Source organism: Streptomyces longisporus, from assembly GCF_039532765.1.
Lineage (GTDB): Bacteria > Actinomycetota > Actinomycetes > Streptomycetales > Streptomycetaceae > Streptomyces > Streptomyces longisporus.
Genome location: NZ_BAAASG010000029.1, coordinates 29664 through 45082, shown reverse-complemented (window position 1 = coordinate 45082; position 15419 = coordinate 29664). Strand labels below are relative to the sequence as shown.

General features: G+C 69.8%; 13 protein-coding genes. 7 read left to right on the top strand and 6 right to left on the bottom strand.

Features of this window, described 5'->3' with window-relative positions; genetic code table 11:
* Nucleotides 1–14 precede the first annotated feature (14 nt).
* Both ABD355_RS42995 and ABD355_RS42985 read right to left on the bottom strand, forming a co-directional pair.
* On the bottom strand, nucleotides 15–1586 hold the full coding sequence (locus ABD355_RS42995; RefSeq protein WP_344406786.1) for an HD domain-containing phosphohydrolase: 1572 nt from the start codon (nucleotides 1584–1586) through the stop codon (nucleotides 15–17).
* A 724-nt stretch (nucleotides 1587–2310) separates the two neighbouring features.
* The gene (locus tag ABD355_RS42985) at nucleotides 2311–3426 is read right to left on the bottom strand and encodes a glycoside hydrolase family 3 N-terminal domain-containing protein (RefSeq protein WP_425585867.1); all 1116 of its coding nucleotides are present in this window, start codon (nucleotides 3424–3426) and stop codon (nucleotides 2311–2313) included.
* A gap of 422 nt (nucleotides 3427–3848) precedes the next feature.
* Between ABD355_RS42985 and ABD355_RS42980 the strand changes: the two genes are divergently transcribed.
* From ABD355_RS42980 to ABD355_RS42965, 5 genes are all read left to right on the top strand, one after another.
* Nucleotides 3849–6200, top strand: a complete 2352-nt coding sequence (locus ABD355_RS42980; RefSeq protein WP_344406784.1) for a xyloglucanase — start codon at nucleotides 3849–3851, stop codon at nucleotides 6198–6200.
* A gap of 135 nt (nucleotides 6201–6335) precedes the next feature.
* Nucleotides 6336–7052, top strand: coding sequence for a GH12 family glycosyl hydrolase domain-containing protein (locus tag ABD355_RS42975; protein WP_344406783.1), 717 nt, complete (start codon nucleotides 6336–6338; stop codon nucleotides 7050–7052).
* A 126-nt stretch (nucleotides 7053–7178) separates the two neighbouring features.
* The gene (locus tag ABD355_RS42970) at nucleotides 7179–9158 is read left to right on the top strand and encodes a beta-galactosidase (RefSeq protein ID WP_344406782.1); all 1980 of its coding nucleotides are present in this window, start codon (nucleotides 7179–7181) and stop codon (nucleotides 9156–9158) included.
* A 193-nt stretch (nucleotides 9159–9351) separates the two neighbouring features.
* Nucleotides 9352–9429: a hypothetical protein gene (locus tag ABD355_RS44840; protein ID WP_425585871.1), complete on the top strand. Its 78-nt coding sequence runs from the start codon at nucleotides 9352–9354 to the stop codon at nucleotides 9427–9429.
* Nucleotides 9426–9728, top strand: a complete 303-nt coding sequence (locus ABD355_RS42965; RefSeq protein ID WP_344406781.1) for an acetylxylan esterase — start codon at nucleotides 9426–9428, stop codon at nucleotides 9726–9728. Before ABD355_RS44840 ends, ABD355_RS42965 begins: the two co-directional genes overlap by 4 nt.
* A 403-nt stretch (nucleotides 9729–10131) precedes the next feature.
* On the opposite strand, the gene ABD355_RS42960 is transcribed toward ABD355_RS42965, so the two are convergent.
* Nucleotides 10132–10557 (bottom strand): MarR family winged helix-turn-helix transcriptional regulator, encoded by a 426-nt coding sequence (locus tag ABD355_RS42960; protein WP_344406779.1) that lies wholly within the window; start codon nucleotides 10555–10557, stop codon nucleotides 10132–10134.
* A 170-nt stretch (nucleotides 10558–10727) separates the two neighbouring features.
* The gene (locus tag ABD355_RS42955; RefSeq protein WP_344406777.1) at nucleotides 10728–11609 is read right to left on the bottom strand and encodes an NmrA/HSCARG family protein; all 882 of its coding nucleotides are present in this window, start codon (nucleotides 11607–11609) and stop codon (nucleotides 10728–10730) included.
* A 101-nt stretch (nucleotides 11610–11710) separates the two neighbouring features.
* On the opposite strand from ABD355_RS42955, the gene ABD355_RS42950 reads away from it, so the two are divergent.
* Complete coding sequence (locus tag ABD355_RS42950) at nucleotides 11711–12187, top strand: MarR family winged helix-turn-helix transcriptional regulator (protein WP_344406842.1); 477 nt, start codon at nucleotides 11711–11713, stop codon at nucleotides 12185–12187.
* Nucleotides 12188–12823: 636 nt separating this feature from the next.
* Entirely contained in the window at nucleotides 12824–14173 is a 1350-nt protein-coding gene (locus ABD355_RS42945; RefSeq protein WP_344406776.1) for a cytochrome P450, read from the top strand.
* A 188-nt stretch (nucleotides 14174–14361) separates the two neighbouring features.
* Here the strand turns inward: ABD355_RS42945 and ABD355_RS42940 are convergent, their stop codons facing one another.
* Both ABD355_RS42940 and ABD355_RS42935 read right to left on the bottom strand, forming a co-directional pair.
* The gene (locus ABD355_RS42940) at nucleotides 14362–14724 is read right to left on the bottom strand and encodes a serine hydrolase (protein ID WP_425585866.1); all 363 of its coding nucleotides are present in this window, start codon (nucleotides 14722–14724) and stop codon (nucleotides 14362–14364) included.
* Between the two features lie 26 nt (nucleotides 14725–14750).
* Nucleotides 14751–15338 carry a histidine phosphatase family protein gene (locus ABD355_RS42935; RefSeq protein WP_344406775.1) on the bottom strand — a complete coding sequence of 196 codons (588 nt, stop codon included), beginning with the start codon at nucleotides 15336–15338 and terminating at the stop codon, nucleotides 14751–14753.
* Nucleotides 15339–15419 lie beyond the last annotated feature (81 nt).

The following is a 15419-nucleotide window of genomic DNA, read 5'->3' as shown; positions in this document are numbered from 1 at the left end:
ATCTTTCCTCACGGTCAGGCGGCGTCGTCCATCTGGGGCAGCAGGCCGTGCTGCATGGCGAACAGGCATGCGGCGGCCCGGGTGGACGCCCCGATCTTGGCGTAGATGTGCTCGATGTGGTTGCGGGCCGTCTTGGGCGAGATGACCAGACGGCTCGCGATCTCCCGGCTGGAGCAGCCCCGGGCCAGCAGCCGCAGCACGTCCACCTCGCGGCCGGTCAGACCGGCCGGACCGGGCGGGCGGCGGGCGACGCGGTGGCCGGCCGCGGTGAGCACCGCCGCCACGGCCCCGCCGTCGAGCCGGCCGGCCGCCACCTCGGCGCGCAACTCCGCCGCGGCCTGAGCAGCCGTCAGTGCTTCACGGTGCGGTCGCGGCTCGATCATGGACTGGTAGGCGTCCGCGGCTCCGAGTATGCGGGCCTGCCGGGAGATCGCCGGGGCAGTGAGTCCACGGGGATAGCCGGAGCCGTCCAGCCGCTCCCGGTGCTGCACGGCGATGGCACCGAGCGGCGCCAGCGTCGCCGACTGGCGCAGCATCCGCTCCGTGAGATAGGGCTGGAGGCGTACCCGTTCGCGTTCTCCTGTGCCGAGCGGGCCGGGCTTGTCCCAGATCGCGTTCGACACGCCGAGGCGTCCGAGCCCGTGCACCAGGGCGGCCCGGTGCAGTTCCAGCCGCTCGTCCTCGTTCAGGCCCGACTGCGGGGCGGCGGCATCGACCAGCGCCGCCACCGCCCGGGCGTGGCCCGCTGTGTACGGCGACTTCAGGTCGACGAAGTCGGCCACCGCCAGCAGCGCCTCGTCGAACTGCTCCTCGCTCAGCCACATCCCCAGCGCCGGCTCGGCGGCGATGACCGCCTCCCATGTACGCGCCGCGTCCAGATCACCCAGCACGGCCTCCGGCGCCTGGCACAGCGCCGCGGCGATCGTGGGATCGAACTGCCCGCCCGCCCGGCCGCGGGCCAGCTCCAAGGCGGCGTCCACGCCGCCCAGACGGTGCGCGACCTCGGTGAACTCCGCCAGCTGGGCCAGACGGGAGGCCACCGGAACGTCCTCCCCCTTGAGCTCCCCGGGCCAGCCACGCCCGTCCCACTGCTCGTAGGCGGCTCCCACCGCCTGCTGGACGTCCTTGGGCAGGCTGAGCCGGCGAGCCAATGCGGCGGCCAGAGCAGCGTGGCCGGCGATCATCGTCTCCACCTCACGGAACCCGCCCAGGGTGAACTCCAGCCCGACCCGGAACCGGTGCAGCGGCGGGTTCCCCGAGCCGATCAGACGCAGCGCCGACGCCGCGGCCGCGAGGCTGCGCTGCTCGTGCCGGTACTTGCCGGACTTCAGGGCGATGTCGTCGCCGAACCACTTGGCCTGCTCGTGGGCGTCGGAGTGGCAGCCCACGTTCACCAGCAGCGCCGTGTAGTACACGGCCAGGCGCTCCTCGTCGCCCAGGCCGATCCGCTCGGACAGCCGCAGGGCGATCAGGCACTGGCGCAGGACATGCTCCATCGGCTGGCCGAAGCCCAGGTCGACGCCCAGGGACAGCGCGGCGACAAGCTCGGCCAGCCGCATCCGGGGACAGGCACCGCTACCGCTCACTCCTCGACCTTACGCCCGCGTCGATGAGCGGGCCCGGCATGCCACGGGGCGAGCGAAGCGGGAAGACCTCACGGTCTTCGGCTCGGAGGAGGCCGGCATCGCGGTGCAGCCGGAGACCGGCTCGGGGCCGCTTCACCCGCCGGGGGCGCCCCGCGCCGACGGCTTAACGCGCACTCCAGACCGGAACCCGTAGGGAAACCCTCCTTCGGCCCCTGTCCCTGCAAGCCACCACTTCTGACCAGGCCAGGGCATACCTGCACCCGCGGGCCGGGTACGAAGACTGGCCCAGTAGTACCGGCGGCGAGGAGGATTCAGGTCTTCTCGCCGTAGTGGAGCGCGCCCTTTGCCAGTCGATGGCCACGACCGGTTCGTCGCAATCACCCCCGCGTCGTGCCCGGAGGGCAGCACGGTGATGTCACGCGCCTTCGCGTTGCTCCGACGCCGGCGAGCAGCAGAGCCAACCACGAGGATGACGGCGCAGACGGCGGTGCCGGTGACGTAGAGGCGGCTGGAGCGGCGGTACGCGGGCTCGTGCCCGCGTGAGGTCAGCCCCCAGAGCAGGGCGAGCACCGCGAACACTGAGCCTCTGGGGGTGCGTCCAAGGCCCTGTCGAGGTCCTGGACGAGCGCGTCGGGCGCGGCGCGCACGCGCACCGCGTGCGCGCCCCGGGCTCGATGCGGATGACTTCGTGAGCCGGGCCATGGTCCTGCGGAGGGGGTTGAGGTCAGGCGGTCGAGCCGGTGACCGTGGTGCCCGACTTGGTGACGGTGTACGTCGTCTTGGCGCCACTCCAGTAGGAGAAGGTGAGCGTGACGGGCACGCCGTCGTTGATCGCTTTGAGGAAGTCGGGCGTCATGGTGATGGTGTTGCCCGCGGCGTCCGGAACGAACGAGGATCCGTACTCCTGGTACGTCGTCCAGGACGCCGGGCCGGCGCCGCTGCCGTCGGCGTACTTGGCTTCCATCTCAGCCAGCACGTCGCCGTTGAACCGGGTGGGGATGACCAGGCCCTTGGTGGTGTCTCCGGTCGCAAAGCAGGCCTGCGATTCGGCCAGGTTGGTCACGGCGGTGGCGTCGCTGCAGACGAAGAGCTCGTGGCCGGTGGGCTCGGCCCAGCGCCGTACCTCGGTCTCGATCAGTGGGCTGACATGGCAGGGGCGGCCGTTGACGAGGTTGTAGGCCGGCATGACGCCGGTGGCGGCGCCGGACGCGATCGCCGGGCGGAAGGCGGCGAGGTCGTATTCGTGCAGCACCCTGGGCGGCACCACGGAGGAGGTGACGTCGCGCTCGTTCTCGTAGTTGTAGGCGAGGAAGTGCTTGAGCAGTGGTGCGGTCCGCAGGTAGATCGGATGGTCCCCGGCCAGCCCGCGGCAGAAGCTGACGGAGAGCCGGCCGGTGAGCACCGCATCCTCCGCGTACCCCTCCTCGTTGCGGCCCCAGCGGGGGTCGCGCAGCAGGTTCACCACGGGAGCCCAGACCTGGAGGCTGTGCCGGTGGCCGTCGACGGCGGGGCGCTGGTGGAAGGCACGGACCTCGGTGCCGACGGCCGTGGCGACCTCACGCAGCAGTTCCTCGTCCCAGGTGGCTCCCAGGCCTATCGCCTGCGGGAACACGGTGGCCGGCCCCCGCCAGGACACGCCGTGCAGCCCTTCGGTGCCGGTCTTGAAGGGGGCCAGTCCGAGGCGCGGGGCTCCTGGTGAGTACTGGTAGAGCAGCCCGATGCGCTCATCCAGCGTCAGACGGGCGAGCAGATCGTCGATTCGCCGTGCGAGGGGCAGCGCGGGGTCACGGAACGGCAGGTCGGTGACGGGCGGCTCGGGGCCTGTGGCGGCGGTAGTCACCTGGGATGTCCCTTGGTGGAGGTCGAAGGGGAAGGCGTGGGCGACGGCGGGCCCGCGCGACGTACGGCTTTCCTCCATCGCACGGTCGCTGGTCGAAGCGCTTCGACATTGGCATGACGCTGAGTTGTGTGTCAATCACATGTCGTCAAGCCATCACGAGTCGCCTGTCCAGCTTGGCGTCGCCCAGATGAACACTGGGGACAAGCTGCAGGAAGGGCGGCGCTCCCTGTCACCTCGACCATGTCCGTTACCGGAATGTGACCTGACGGCCCGTTGTCGCGTCCGTAACACGGCCCTACTGTCACCGAAATGTCGAAGCGCATCGACTCGGATTCTCCCGCCCTCCCGACGTCAGGCCGCCGGACGACTCAGCGTCGGCCCGCCCGCCCGTCGGATCCACGAACACGAAGGGCCGCAACGACATGAGCCTCGAGATGAACCGCCGAGCCGTCCTGCGAACAGCCGCCGGCACGGCCGCGGCCGCACTCCCCCTGTCCGCTCCCGCCGCGGCGTCCGCCGCCTCCGCCCGCGCGGTCGGCAAGGTCCGACGCGCGCCCTACGCCTTCCGCAACGCCGAGATAGTCGGTGGCGGCTTCGTCACCGGCATCGTCTTCAACCAGCGCGAACCCGGACTGGTGTACGCCCGGACGGACATCGGCGGCGCCTACCGCCTCGACACGAAGTCCAGACGGTGGAACCCCCTCACCGACTGGATCGGCTGGGACGAGTACGGACACACCGGCATCATCAGCATCGCCACCGACGAGGTCGACCCCGACCGCGTCTACCTGGCGGCGGGCACCTACACCCTCCCCGACTGGGACCCGACCATGGCGGCGGTCCTGCGCTCGACCGACCGCGGCCGCACCTGGAAGACAACTCCCCTGCCGTTCCGACTGGGCGGCAATATGCCCGGCCGGGGCATCGGCGAGCGGCTGGTGGTCGACCCCAGCCGCAACAGGATCCTGTACCTGGGAGTGCGCGGGGGCCATGGGCTGTGGCGCAGCACCGACTACGGCAAGACGTTCGCGAGGGTGACCAGCTTCCCCAACGCGGGCAACTTCGTGCCTGACCCCACCGACACGGGCGGCTACAACGGCGACAACCTGGGCGTGCTGCAAGTCGTCTTCGACAAGCGCACCGGCAGAGCGGGCAGGGCCACCCGGACCCTCTACGTCACCGTGGCCGACAAGGACAACATCCTGTACCGGTCGACCGACGCGGGAGGGACCTGGGAACGCGTCCCCGGACAGCCGACCGGCTTCATCCCGCACCATGCGGTCTTCGACCATGTCGGCGGCTTTCTGTACCTGGCGACCAGCAACACCGCAGGACCCTACGACGGCTCCAAGGGAGACGTGTGGAAGCTGGACACCGCCACCGACACCTGGACCCGCATCAGCCCGGTCCCCTCCACCAGCGACGACGACACCTACGGATACAGCGGCCTGACCATCGACCGGCAGAACCCGGACACCCTGATGGTGTCCACCCAGGTCAAGTGGTCCCCCGACTGCATCCTCTTCCGCTCCACCGACGGCGGCGCGAGCTGGACCCGCGCGTGGGACCTGGGCCCGAATTCCGAGCGCACCCTGCGCTACGACATCGACATCTCCGCCGCCCCCTGGCTGACCTGGAACGCCTCCCCGTCACTGCCCGAGATGGCCCCCAAGCTGGGCTGGATGATGGAGTCCGTCCAGATCGACCCCTTCGACTCCGACCACTTCATGTACGGCACCGGCGCGACGATCTACGGCGCCGACAACCTGACCGACTGGGACAGCGGCGGCACGGTACACCTGTCCGTGCGGGCCCAGGGCCTGGAGGAGTGCTCGATCGGCTGCGTGATCAGCCCACCCGTCGGCCCGGCGCACCTCTTCTCCGGCGTGGGCGATGTCGGCGGCTTCCGCCACACGGATCTGCACAAAGCGACGAAGATGTACGACAGCCCGACCTTCGGCGCCACCCCGGCACTGGACTACGCGGAGCTGGCACCGCACACCATCGTGCGGGTCGGCAATCCCACCAGCGGCTGGACCCAGCACTTCGCCATCTCCATGGACAGCGGCGGCACCTGGAAGCCGTCGGGCAGTGAGCCGTCCGGCGTCACCGGGCCCGGAGCCGACGACCAGGCCGTCGCCATCAGCGCCGACGGAAGGCGGATCGTCTGGTCACCGGCCGGTGCGCCGGTCAACTGGTCCGACGACCACGGAGCGACCTGGACCGCTTCGCAGGGGCTGCCGGCCGGCGCCCCCGTACGCGCGGACCGCGTGAACCCGGCGAAGTTCTACGCCTACGACTCCGGCGTCTTCTACCTCAGCACGGACGGCGGCAAGAGCTTCAAGGCCACGGCGGCCACCGGTCTGCCCACCGCGGGCAACGTCCGGTTCAAGCCGGTCCCGGGCCACGAGGGCGACATCTGGCTGGCCGGCGGCACCACCAAGCCCACCACCCCCACACCGTACGGGCTGTGGCGGTCGACCGACTCCGGAACGTCCTTCACCAGGTTCGAGGCGGTGGACGAGGGCGACGTCGTCGGATTCGGCAAGGCCGCACCCGGTGCCGCATACCCCGCCGTCTACACCAGCTCCAAGATCCGCGGCGTGCGCGGCATCTTCCGGTCCGACGACACGGGCCGGACCTGGACCCGCATCAACGACGACCGCCACCAGTACGCCTGGACCGGCAACACCATGACCGGAGACCCACGGATCTACGGTCGCGTCTACTTCGGGACCAACGGGCGCGGAGTCCTCTACGGCGACCCGGTGTGAGGTCCGGCTCCCGGTCACCGCGATCCGCCCCCGCCGTCCCGAAGGGGAGACCGACGTGGCCCTGCCGCCAGGCAGGACGACCGACTTCTCCTCTCCTGTGTGATCCCCCCACTCAGCACACATTCCGGAGGGCAGATGAAATTCCGCTTCGGCTGGGCCGCGCTTCTCGCGGCTCTGGCTCTCGTTCTCACGTTGCCGAACCCGGCAGCGGCAGACTCATCGACGTACTGGTTCAAGCACTACGCGACCGGCGGCAACGCCTCGACCTGGTACAGCGACGACAACAACTGGGGTGTGAACTCCTCGACCGGCACCGGCTTCGTCGCCATGGTCAACGGCAAGGACTGGGGCTGGTCGTCCCCGGTGACCACGCTCCCCAAGAAGATCCGCGACGTCAGCCCCGACAACAACACCTGGTTCAGCCAGTCGGCCTACCCGAAGTCCGGCTCGTACTACGACGCCACGTACGACATCTTCATCGACCCCTACCCCGCGCCGACCGACCGCAACTCCAAGACCGAGCTGATGATCTGGCTCAACTGGTACAACACCAAGCCGCTGGCCGACCACTACGACGCGAACGGCAACGCGATCCCGGCAGCGACCAACGTCAGCCTGGGCGGCCGCACCTGGGACATCTACGAGTACACCTGGAGCAACGGCGGCCACACCCTCAGCTTCCTGGACAGGAACAAGTCCGGCTGGTGGTCCGGCAGCCTCACTCCGTTCTTCAACTACGGCCAGAACAGGGGTTTCTACACCGGCGACCACTACCTCAACAGCGTCATGGCCGGCTGGGAATTCGGGCCGGGCGACTACACGGCTCACTCCTGGGGCGCCGTGGGCTTCTGACGCCGCCACAAGCAGAAGGGCGGACCCGTGACCGACCGCCCTCTGCCCGGAAACACCGCCCGACTCGACTGACGGAGGGTCGGGCGGCCCAAAAGCAGCGCCCGACTCTCCGCAGGGAGGCCCGTCATGACCACACGCAGCATCACCGACCGCCTGGGCGGGCTCGCCTTCGGCGGGGACTACAACCCTGAGCAGTGGGACGAACCGGTCTGGAAGGAGGACGACACGCTCATGCGCCGGGCCAGGGTCAACCTGGCCACGATGGGGGTCTTCTCCTGGGCCCTGCTGGAACCGGAGGAGGGACGCTACGACTTCGCCTGGCTCGACGCCCACATCGACCGCCTGCACGCGAACGGTGTGGCCGTCGACCTCGCCACCCCGACGGCCTCCCCGCCGCCCTGGTTCACCCTGGCCCACCCCGACGCGCTGCCGGTCACCCCGCAGGGCACCCGACTCACCCACGGCAGCCGCGACACCTACTGCCTCACCGCGCCCGCCTACCGCAGTGCGGCCCGCCGGATCGCCTCCGCCCTGGCCGAGCGGTACGGCGACCATCCCGCCCTCGCGCTGTGGCACGTGCACAACGAGTACGGCACGATCTGCCACTGCGATCACTCGGCGGCGGCCTTCAGGGTGTGGCTGCGCGCCCGCCACGGCTCGCTGGACGCCCTCAACGAGGCCTGGGGAACAGTGTTCTGGAGCCAGCGCTACACCTCCTGGGAGCAGGTGCTGCCGCCGCGTGCGACGCAGTGGCACAAGAACCCCGGACAGGCGCTGGACTTCCACCGCTTCTGGTCCGACGAGATCATCGCCGCCTATTGCGAGCAGCGCGACGCGATCCGCGCGCACAGCGACCGGCCGGTGACGACCAACCTGATGCTCCCGGCCTACCAGAACGTCGACCTGTGGGCCCTCGCCCGCGAACTCGACGTCGTCACATCCGACCAGTACCCCAGCTCACCCGGTCTGGACGCCGCCGCCGACGCCGCCTTCCACGCCGACCGGACCCGTTCCCTGGCCGGCGGCGGCCCCTGGCTGCTGATGGAACAGGGCACCAGCACCATCTACGACGGTGACCGGGTGCTTGCCAAGGAGCCCGGGGAGATCCTGCGCCACACCCTCGGGCACATCGCCCGTGGTTCGGAGGGCGCCCTCTTCTTCCAGTGGCGGCAGTCCCGGGCCGGAGCCGAGATGTGGCACTCGGCGATGGTCCCGCACGCGGGCCCCGACACCCGCATCTTCCGCGAGGTCACGCAGGTCGGCGAGGCGGTCGCCCGGCTCGGGCAGCTGGCGGGATCGACGGTCGCCGCGCCGGTGGCCGTCCTCCACGACGCGGATGCCTGGTGGGCCCTGAGCATGGACGGCCTGCCCTCCCCCGACCTCAGCTACCACGAGGCACTGGCCCGAGCGCACCGAGCTCTGTGGGACGCGGGCGTCACGGTCGACTTCGCCCAGCCCGAGCACGAATTGGGCCGCTACCGGCTCGTCATCGCGCCGGCCCTGTTCCTGATGTCCGACGCGGGCGCCGAGAACCTGCGCCGTTACGTCGAGCGGGGTGGGACGCTGCTCGTCCAGCACGCGAGCGGGTTCGTCGACGAGCGGCTGCACGCCCGGCTGGGCGGCAGTCCCGCCGGGCCGCTCCGCGAGGCGCTGGGCATCCGCGTCGAGGAGTACCGGCCGCTGCGGCGCAAGGAGCGGATCGCCCTGTCGGACGGGTCGTACGGAACCGTCTGGAGCGAGTCCGTGCGTGCCGAGGGCGCTGAGACGCTCGCCGCCTACACCCACAGCATGCTGGCGGGCAGTCCCGCGCTCACCCGGCACCGCTACGGCACCGGGCAGGGCTGGTACCTCTCGACCCGCCTGGAGGGGACCGACTACGGCGCCCTGGTCCGCCGACTGCTGAAGGAGGCCGACGTCGAACCCGAACTGCCAGACCTGCCGCCCGGTGTCGAAGCCGTCACCCGGCACGCGCCCGACGGCCGCCGCTGGCACGTCCTGATCAACCACCGCACCGACACCCTGCCGATGCCGGAGCCCGCCCACGACCTGCTCACCGGTGCCGTGGCACACGAACTGCCGCCCGGTGGCTGCGCGGTGCTCGCATGAGCCGCGAGCCAGCAGCTGATGACCGCCACGCGGCCGCCCGTCCTCGGGTGGCGAAGGGCCGCCGCCGCTCATTCCCCCCGAGTCATCGCGCTGTTCACGTTCCAGCACCCCGACGCTTCGCCGTCTGCATCCGGAGGAAGTCCCCATACCTGTCACCGACTTCGGCCTTGACGAACTCGTCGGCCACCGACCGGTGTCGACCGCACCGCACGACTTCGACGCCTTCTGGCAGCTCGCCCTCGACGACGCCCGTCACGGGGCGGAGCGGTGAAGGTCGAGCGAGTCACCGACCGATTCCGGCTCCGCACCGTCGAGGTGGACGACCTGCGCCTGCCCGGCCGGAACGGCGAACCGGTGGCCGCCGGACTGCTCCGCCCGCGCGGAGCCGAGGGCCCGCTGCCCGTCCTCGTCAGCTACATCCGCTACAGCGGCGACCGCGGCCTGCCCACCGACCACCTCTTCTGGCCCGCCGCCGGCCAGCCCAGCTCGTCGTCGACAGCCGCGGCCAGGGCCACGACACCCCGGACCGGCCCCTGGGCGACGGCACGCAGTGAGTCGAGGGATTCATGACCCGCGGCACCGACTTCTCAGCAGCAGGATTCTCAACCGAGCAGCTCGCGTGCCGGAACGGTCTCAGTCCCTGGCGCAGCGGCTGCGCTTGACGGCGCAATCGGTGCGAGCCCCCCGGCTGCAGGGGCACAATTCTCGACATCGTGTGCACGGACAGACAGCCGGTCCCCTTCCCAACCCCACCAGCCACCCAACCCGCATGACCCTGACGGCAGCCTCGACGACGGGGATGCCTCGCGGCAGCGGTCCCGGAATGCATTCAGTAGTACCGGGGGGAGGATCAGCCAGGTCACCTCCCGAGGACCTCGAGCCGTGGACCGCGGACGGCGAGGTTGCCCGAGCTACGAGGCTTCGCCAACGGCCTGTGTGTACTCCTCCTCGCGGTCTGAAGATCACCGCGCTTTCATGTCGTCAATATCGGCTCCGTCGCCGTTTCCAGGTTGCGGCTCATGCGTTCCAGGACCTCGACGGCACTGCGGTACTCATCCAAGGAGATACCGCTCATGGATAACTCACGGAACGCGTCGACGCGCGCAGCGACGTGGGTCAGACGCTGGCTACCACCACGGGTGAGGGTGAGCCGGCCCGGTGCGGAGCGGTCCGCCCAGCCGTCGGCGAGAGCGGTGTCGATGGCGGCGGTCAGCGTGGCGCTGTCGGCGTTGCCGGCGAGAGTCGACAAGACTTCCGTGTCGTGAGCCTCGGGGGTGTCGTGAATGACGTTGAGGACTTGCCAGGTGATTCGTGTGAGGCCGAACTCCTCCAGCATGTCGTTCATGTAGCGGGTGAGGGCCTTGTCGGTGCGGTTGAGCCAGTAGCCGATCGGTTTCATGAGCGTGCTCCTTCAGTGGTGGCGGTGCGTGCTGTACCGCGTCATCCGGGCGAGGACCGTAGCCCGGTGTGGCGGTGTGGCGGTGTGGCGGTGTGGCGAGTTGATGCAGAACGCGAGGGTGTTGCTGTGGAGGCGGCTGGTGCCCGAGCCGCAACCGCGGGCGGAGAAGGTCACCGATGCGAAGGCGTCGTGGACAGGAGCGCGGGCCAGTTCTGGGCGAGGGCCCAGTCGGTGAAGCTGTGCCAACTGACTTCGGGGAAGTCGCGTCGCAGGGCGGCGACATCGACGTCAAGACCGATGGTGGTGAAATATTCGAACATGGCAGCCAGATCGGCCGACCGCGTCTTGACATGGGCTATGGGTACCTCCTGGTGGGCGACCTGGCGACCCATGGCGTTCGTGAGGATCTCCGCCATCTGGCTGGGGGTGCGCTCGTCGGAGGCGATGTCGATGCGGCGGCCGGTGAATTCGTCACGGCGCTGAAGGACCAGCGCGGCGAACGCGCCGATGTCCGACGCAGGGATGAGCGTGAGGGGCCGGTCGCCAGGCATGGGCCAGGCGAAGGTGCCGTCTCGTAGTCCGTCGAGGGTCCAGCCGCTGGCGTAGTTGTCCATGAACGCCGCCGGGGCGATCACTGTCCAGGGCACTCCGGCCGTACGCAGGTGCTGCTCGACCAGGTGCTTGCTCTCGTAGTGCGGGATACCGGTGCCCCGGTCGGCGTGGGCGGCGGAGGTGAACACGATATGCCCGAGGCGAGTCTCTGCCGCGGCATCGACGAGGGCCTGGCCCTGCCGGACTTCGGTGGCAGTGTCGGTGCCGAACGGGGTTGTGACCGCGAAAAGGGAGTCTGCTCCGGTGAGGGCGGCTTCCAGCGAGGGGCGGTCGTCGAAGTCGGCGTGGCGCACCTCGGCACCGAGGCTGCGCAGGGCGGCGCCTGCGGGTGAGTCGGGATGGCGGGTGAGCGCGCGCACCCGGTGGCCGGCTGCGAGCAGGGCGCGGGCGGTGGCTCCACCTTGGGCTCCGGTGGCTCCGGTGACGGCGACGGTGAGCATGATTCTCCAATGGATACTATCGCTGCGTAAGGCATTAGCTGCGTCACGCAGAAGAGTACGGGAAGATTGCTGCGTCGCACAGTAATTTTGGAGTGAGCGAGATGACGGACTCACGTCGGGCCCGAGCCGAGGAACTGTCGAGGGAGTCCCGCCGCTACCTGGCGGCCTACGTGCTGTTCAACCAAGCCATAGCCGACCATCTCAGCCTGCACCCGACCGACGTGCAGTGTCTGAGCCTGCTGACGACAGGGCCCGGGCCGCTCACGGTCAAGCAGATCGCTGAGATGACGGGCCTGACCACAGGCTCGGCCACACGACTGGTGGATCGGCTCGAACGTGGCGGCTACGTGTTCCGCTCCCCCGACCAGAAGGATCGCCGCCGCGTGCTGGTCACACCGGTACCGGAGCGCATCGCCCGCGTCACAGCGCTGTGGGACGAACTCGGCCAGAACTGGCACGCGCTGCTCGACGACCACACCGAGGACGAGCTTGAAGTGATCACCCGGCACATGCGACGGGCACGCGACCTCAGCCACGCCCAAATGCGGCACCTGCGATCCCGCCCTAAGCCGGATTGAGCTGTCCCAGCCCCAAGACGGCTGATGCCCGATCACCGGTCTGCGGCATGCCCGACGCCCCGCGACTGCAGGGTGGCCGCCCCGGCGGGCATGTCATCCGCTGAGATCACCCCACCCATGCTCAGCCAACGCACCAACCGCCCCACCAGATACGGGACAACCTTGGGCGAGGGCCACGGCCCCTACCACGTTCAGCGGCCACAGAGAGGGTCACACCGGTCTTGACCGATCTTCCGTGACGGCTACGACGAGTGCATCGTCGGCCTGTACAAGCCTGGCGGTGGCGTACGCGCGCAGCAGCCTGCCCGGCAGGCCGAAGCGCAGGGGCGCGCCGAAACCGACGGCGACACGATCAGTTCAGCGTGACGGAGGGGGCCGACCATCAGGACGGCCTGGGCGCTCGTGAGCAGGGAGCGCGCGTTCCCGAAGGACGCGGCCGCGGCGCCGACGGCTATGGCCGGCCGGTGAGGAATGGGGAGCCGGAGCGGTTCGCCGGGGTGACCGCACTGATGCCCGGCGCCGCAGGTGACCAACCGGCTTGCCGCACGTGGCGTAGGACACGTTCATGACAGGATTGCGCTGGGGAAGGTTCAGGGCAGTCATAGGGCGTCCATGAGTGCTGTGAAGGGATCACCCGTGACGTCCACTGCGCCTCCCCCCATACCCCGGGCCGCAGGATCGTTTCCGCTCATCGGCCACGCGCTGAAGATGCGCGACAACCTCGGCTTCATCGACTCGCTGCGCGAGACACGGGAGCCACTCGTCGAGATCGTCCTGCAACCCGGGACGCGCACGATCGTGGTCCAGGACCCGGCCCTGATCCACCAGATGCTCAAGCCCCTGGCACCCAGCCTTGACAAGGGCCGACTCTACGACAAGCTTGGCCAGCTGCTGGGCGACAGCGTCGTCACCGCCACCGGCCGCGACCACGTACGCAGACGCCGCCAGCTTCAGCCCGCGTTCGCCCACACCGAGATCAGCCGGTACGTCGACCTCATGCGCGCCGAGGTGACGGCCACCGTCGCCGCCTGGGAACGCGGACAGCCCCTCGACGTACACGAGGCGATGGTCGGACTCAGTCTCGACATGCTGGCCAAGACGGTGTTCGCCGGCAGCCTCGATGACGCCGTCTTCCGACGGCTGCGCAGCAACGTGTCGGTGGTGATGAGCGGCGTCGGTCTGCGCATGATGCTGCCGGACTGGGCCGAGCGCCTGCCGCTGCCCTTCAACCGCCGCTTCGACCAGGCCCGGGCCGAGGTGCGCGCCACCATCAGCACCGCCGTCGACGAACTGCATGCCTCCGGGCACGACACCGGGGACATGCTCTCCACGCTGCTGCGCACCATCGACGAGGAGACCGGCGAGCCGCTGACCGCGCATCAGATCTGCTCCGAGATCTTCCTCCTGGCCGTGGCGGGCACCGAGACGACCGCGTCCTTGCTGTCCTGGACCCTGTACGAGCTCGCACGCAACCCCGCCATCGAGGCCCGGGTCCTGGCCGAGCTGGACGAGGTCCTCGGCGAACGGCCGGTCACCTTCGACGACATGATCCGGCTGCCGTACCTGGACCGGGTGATCACCGAGACCCTGCGGCTGCACCACCCCGGCTGGCTGGTCACCCGCCGCACCACCGAGGAGACCCGGCTCGGCGAGTGGACACTGCCCGCCGGCACCGAACTGGCGTACTGCCAGCACGCCCTGCACCGCGACCCCGAGCGCTTCCCCGACCCGCTCACCTTCGACCCGGACCGGTGGACCGACCCCGCTCAGGAGCCTCCGCCGGGCGCGTTCGTGCCCTTCGGAGACGGCAAGCACAAGTGCATGGGGGACCGTTTCTCCCTCACCGAGATGGTCACGGCGCTCGCGACGATGCTGCGTTCCGTACGGCTGGAACTCGCCGAGGGCCAGGTCATCCGCCAGGTCGCCCGGCTCACCGTACGGCCGCGCAACCTGCGGATGACGGTCCGCCCCCGAGCCGCCCTCTAGCACCAATGCCGATGCACCAGCTCGTGGCGCGCGCGTTCTTAGCGCAAGGCCGCCGAGCTGTACTTGCCGCTCCACGCCCAAACGATGGTGGGAGCGCTGCGACCAGGAAGGCAACGAGACGTGGACGTTGTCGCGGGCCAGGGCGTTGCGGGCGCTGTTCTGCTCGGGCGTGAGGCGGTTGGTGGTCATCAGCTCGACGGCGGGGCGGGAGAGGATCCGCTCGCCGCGGTGCAGGCCGTGGTTGAGCAGCATGCGGAAGTAGGCGTGGTAGTCGTCTGCGGTGGAGACCAGTCCGCCGCCTCCGCCCTGGAAGGCCGGGGCCGGCTCCACCGCCCGCCTTCGGGCTCGTCCCAGATGGTGAACTCTCCGGTGCGCGGGTCGGGGGCGTAGCGGGCCGGGAGCAGGTCGACCTGGTCGGCGGGGACGTGGAAGCCGGTGTCGTTCATGCCCAGCGGATCGAAGATGCGCTCGCGGAGGAATGTCTCGAACGGCTGACCGGTGACGCGGGAGACGAGTACGCCGAGCAGGTCGCTGCTGGCGGCGTCTCTCACGGCAGGCGTGATGCGGCGGGTTGGCGCTAGGGGACGTTCCAGGCGGAGATGAGCGGTTGTCCGTCCTCAGTGGCCAGGAAACTCAGGGTTCCTGGGTGCGGATGGCCGAGTAGTCGGCTGGCCGACGGGTTCAGGCCCAGCCAGCGCACGGTAAGCACGCGCGCCAGATGACCGTGAGCGACGACGGCGACATCACCCTCGCTGAGCAGCGGCCGGATCCGGTCCAGCACCGCGTCCGTCCGAGCCGCCACTTGCTCGAGCCGTTCACCGGGATGGCCGGTGCCGCCGGGAATAACGCCGTCCCGCCACAAGTCCCAGCCTGGCCGCGTCTCGCGGATCTGCGCTGCGGTCAGGCCCTCATAGCCGCCGTAGTCCCACTCCACCAGGTCGGGATCGGGCCTGACGCCGCTCAGGCCCGCGAGCTCGGCCGTCCGCATGGCACGGTTCAAAGGACTGCTGAACACAGCGACCAGCGGGCGTCGGGCCAGTCTCGGAGCAAGCGCCCGTGCCGCTGCCTCACCCGCGTCGGTCAGGGGCACGTCGGTGCGGCCCGCGTGCCGGCCCGACAGGCTCCACTCGGTCTGGCCATGCCTGATCAAAATCAGCTCCCCCATGAGCGAGCACGCTATCTGATCATGCGAAGCCGCGGTCCAGATGTCGCGTCTTCACCTCGCCGGCTGCCACCAAGTGGCCAC

Coding starts and splice junctions, on each gene's coding strand:
- ABD355_RS42980 (WP_344406784.1), top strand. CDS start 3,849: ATGAGCCTCGAGATGAACCGCCGAGCCGTCCTGCGAACAGCCGCCGGC.
- ABD355_RS42975 (WP_344406783.1), top strand. CDS start 6,336: ATGAAATTCCGCTTCGGCTGGGCCGCGCTTCTCGCGGCTCTGGCTCTC.
- ABD355_RS42970 (WP_344406782.1), top strand. CDS start 7,179: ATGACCACACGCAGCATCACCGACCGCCTGGGCGGGCTCGCCTTCGGC.
- ABD355_RS42960 (WP_344406779.1), bottom strand. CDS start 10,557: ATGAAACCGATCGGCTACTGGCTCAACCGCACCGACAAGGCCCTCACC.
- ABD355_RS42955 (WP_344406777.1), bottom strand. CDS start 11,609: ATGCTCACCGTCGCCGTCACCGGAGCCACCGGAGCCCAAGGTGGAGCC.
- ABD355_RS42950 (WP_344406842.1), top strand. CDS start 11,711: ATGACGGACTCACGTCGGGCCCGAGCCGAGGAACTGTCGAGGGAGTCC.
- ABD355_RS42935 (WP_344406775.1), bottom strand. CDS start 15,338: ATGGGGGAGCTGATTTTGATCAGGCATGGCCAGACCGAGTGGAGCCTG.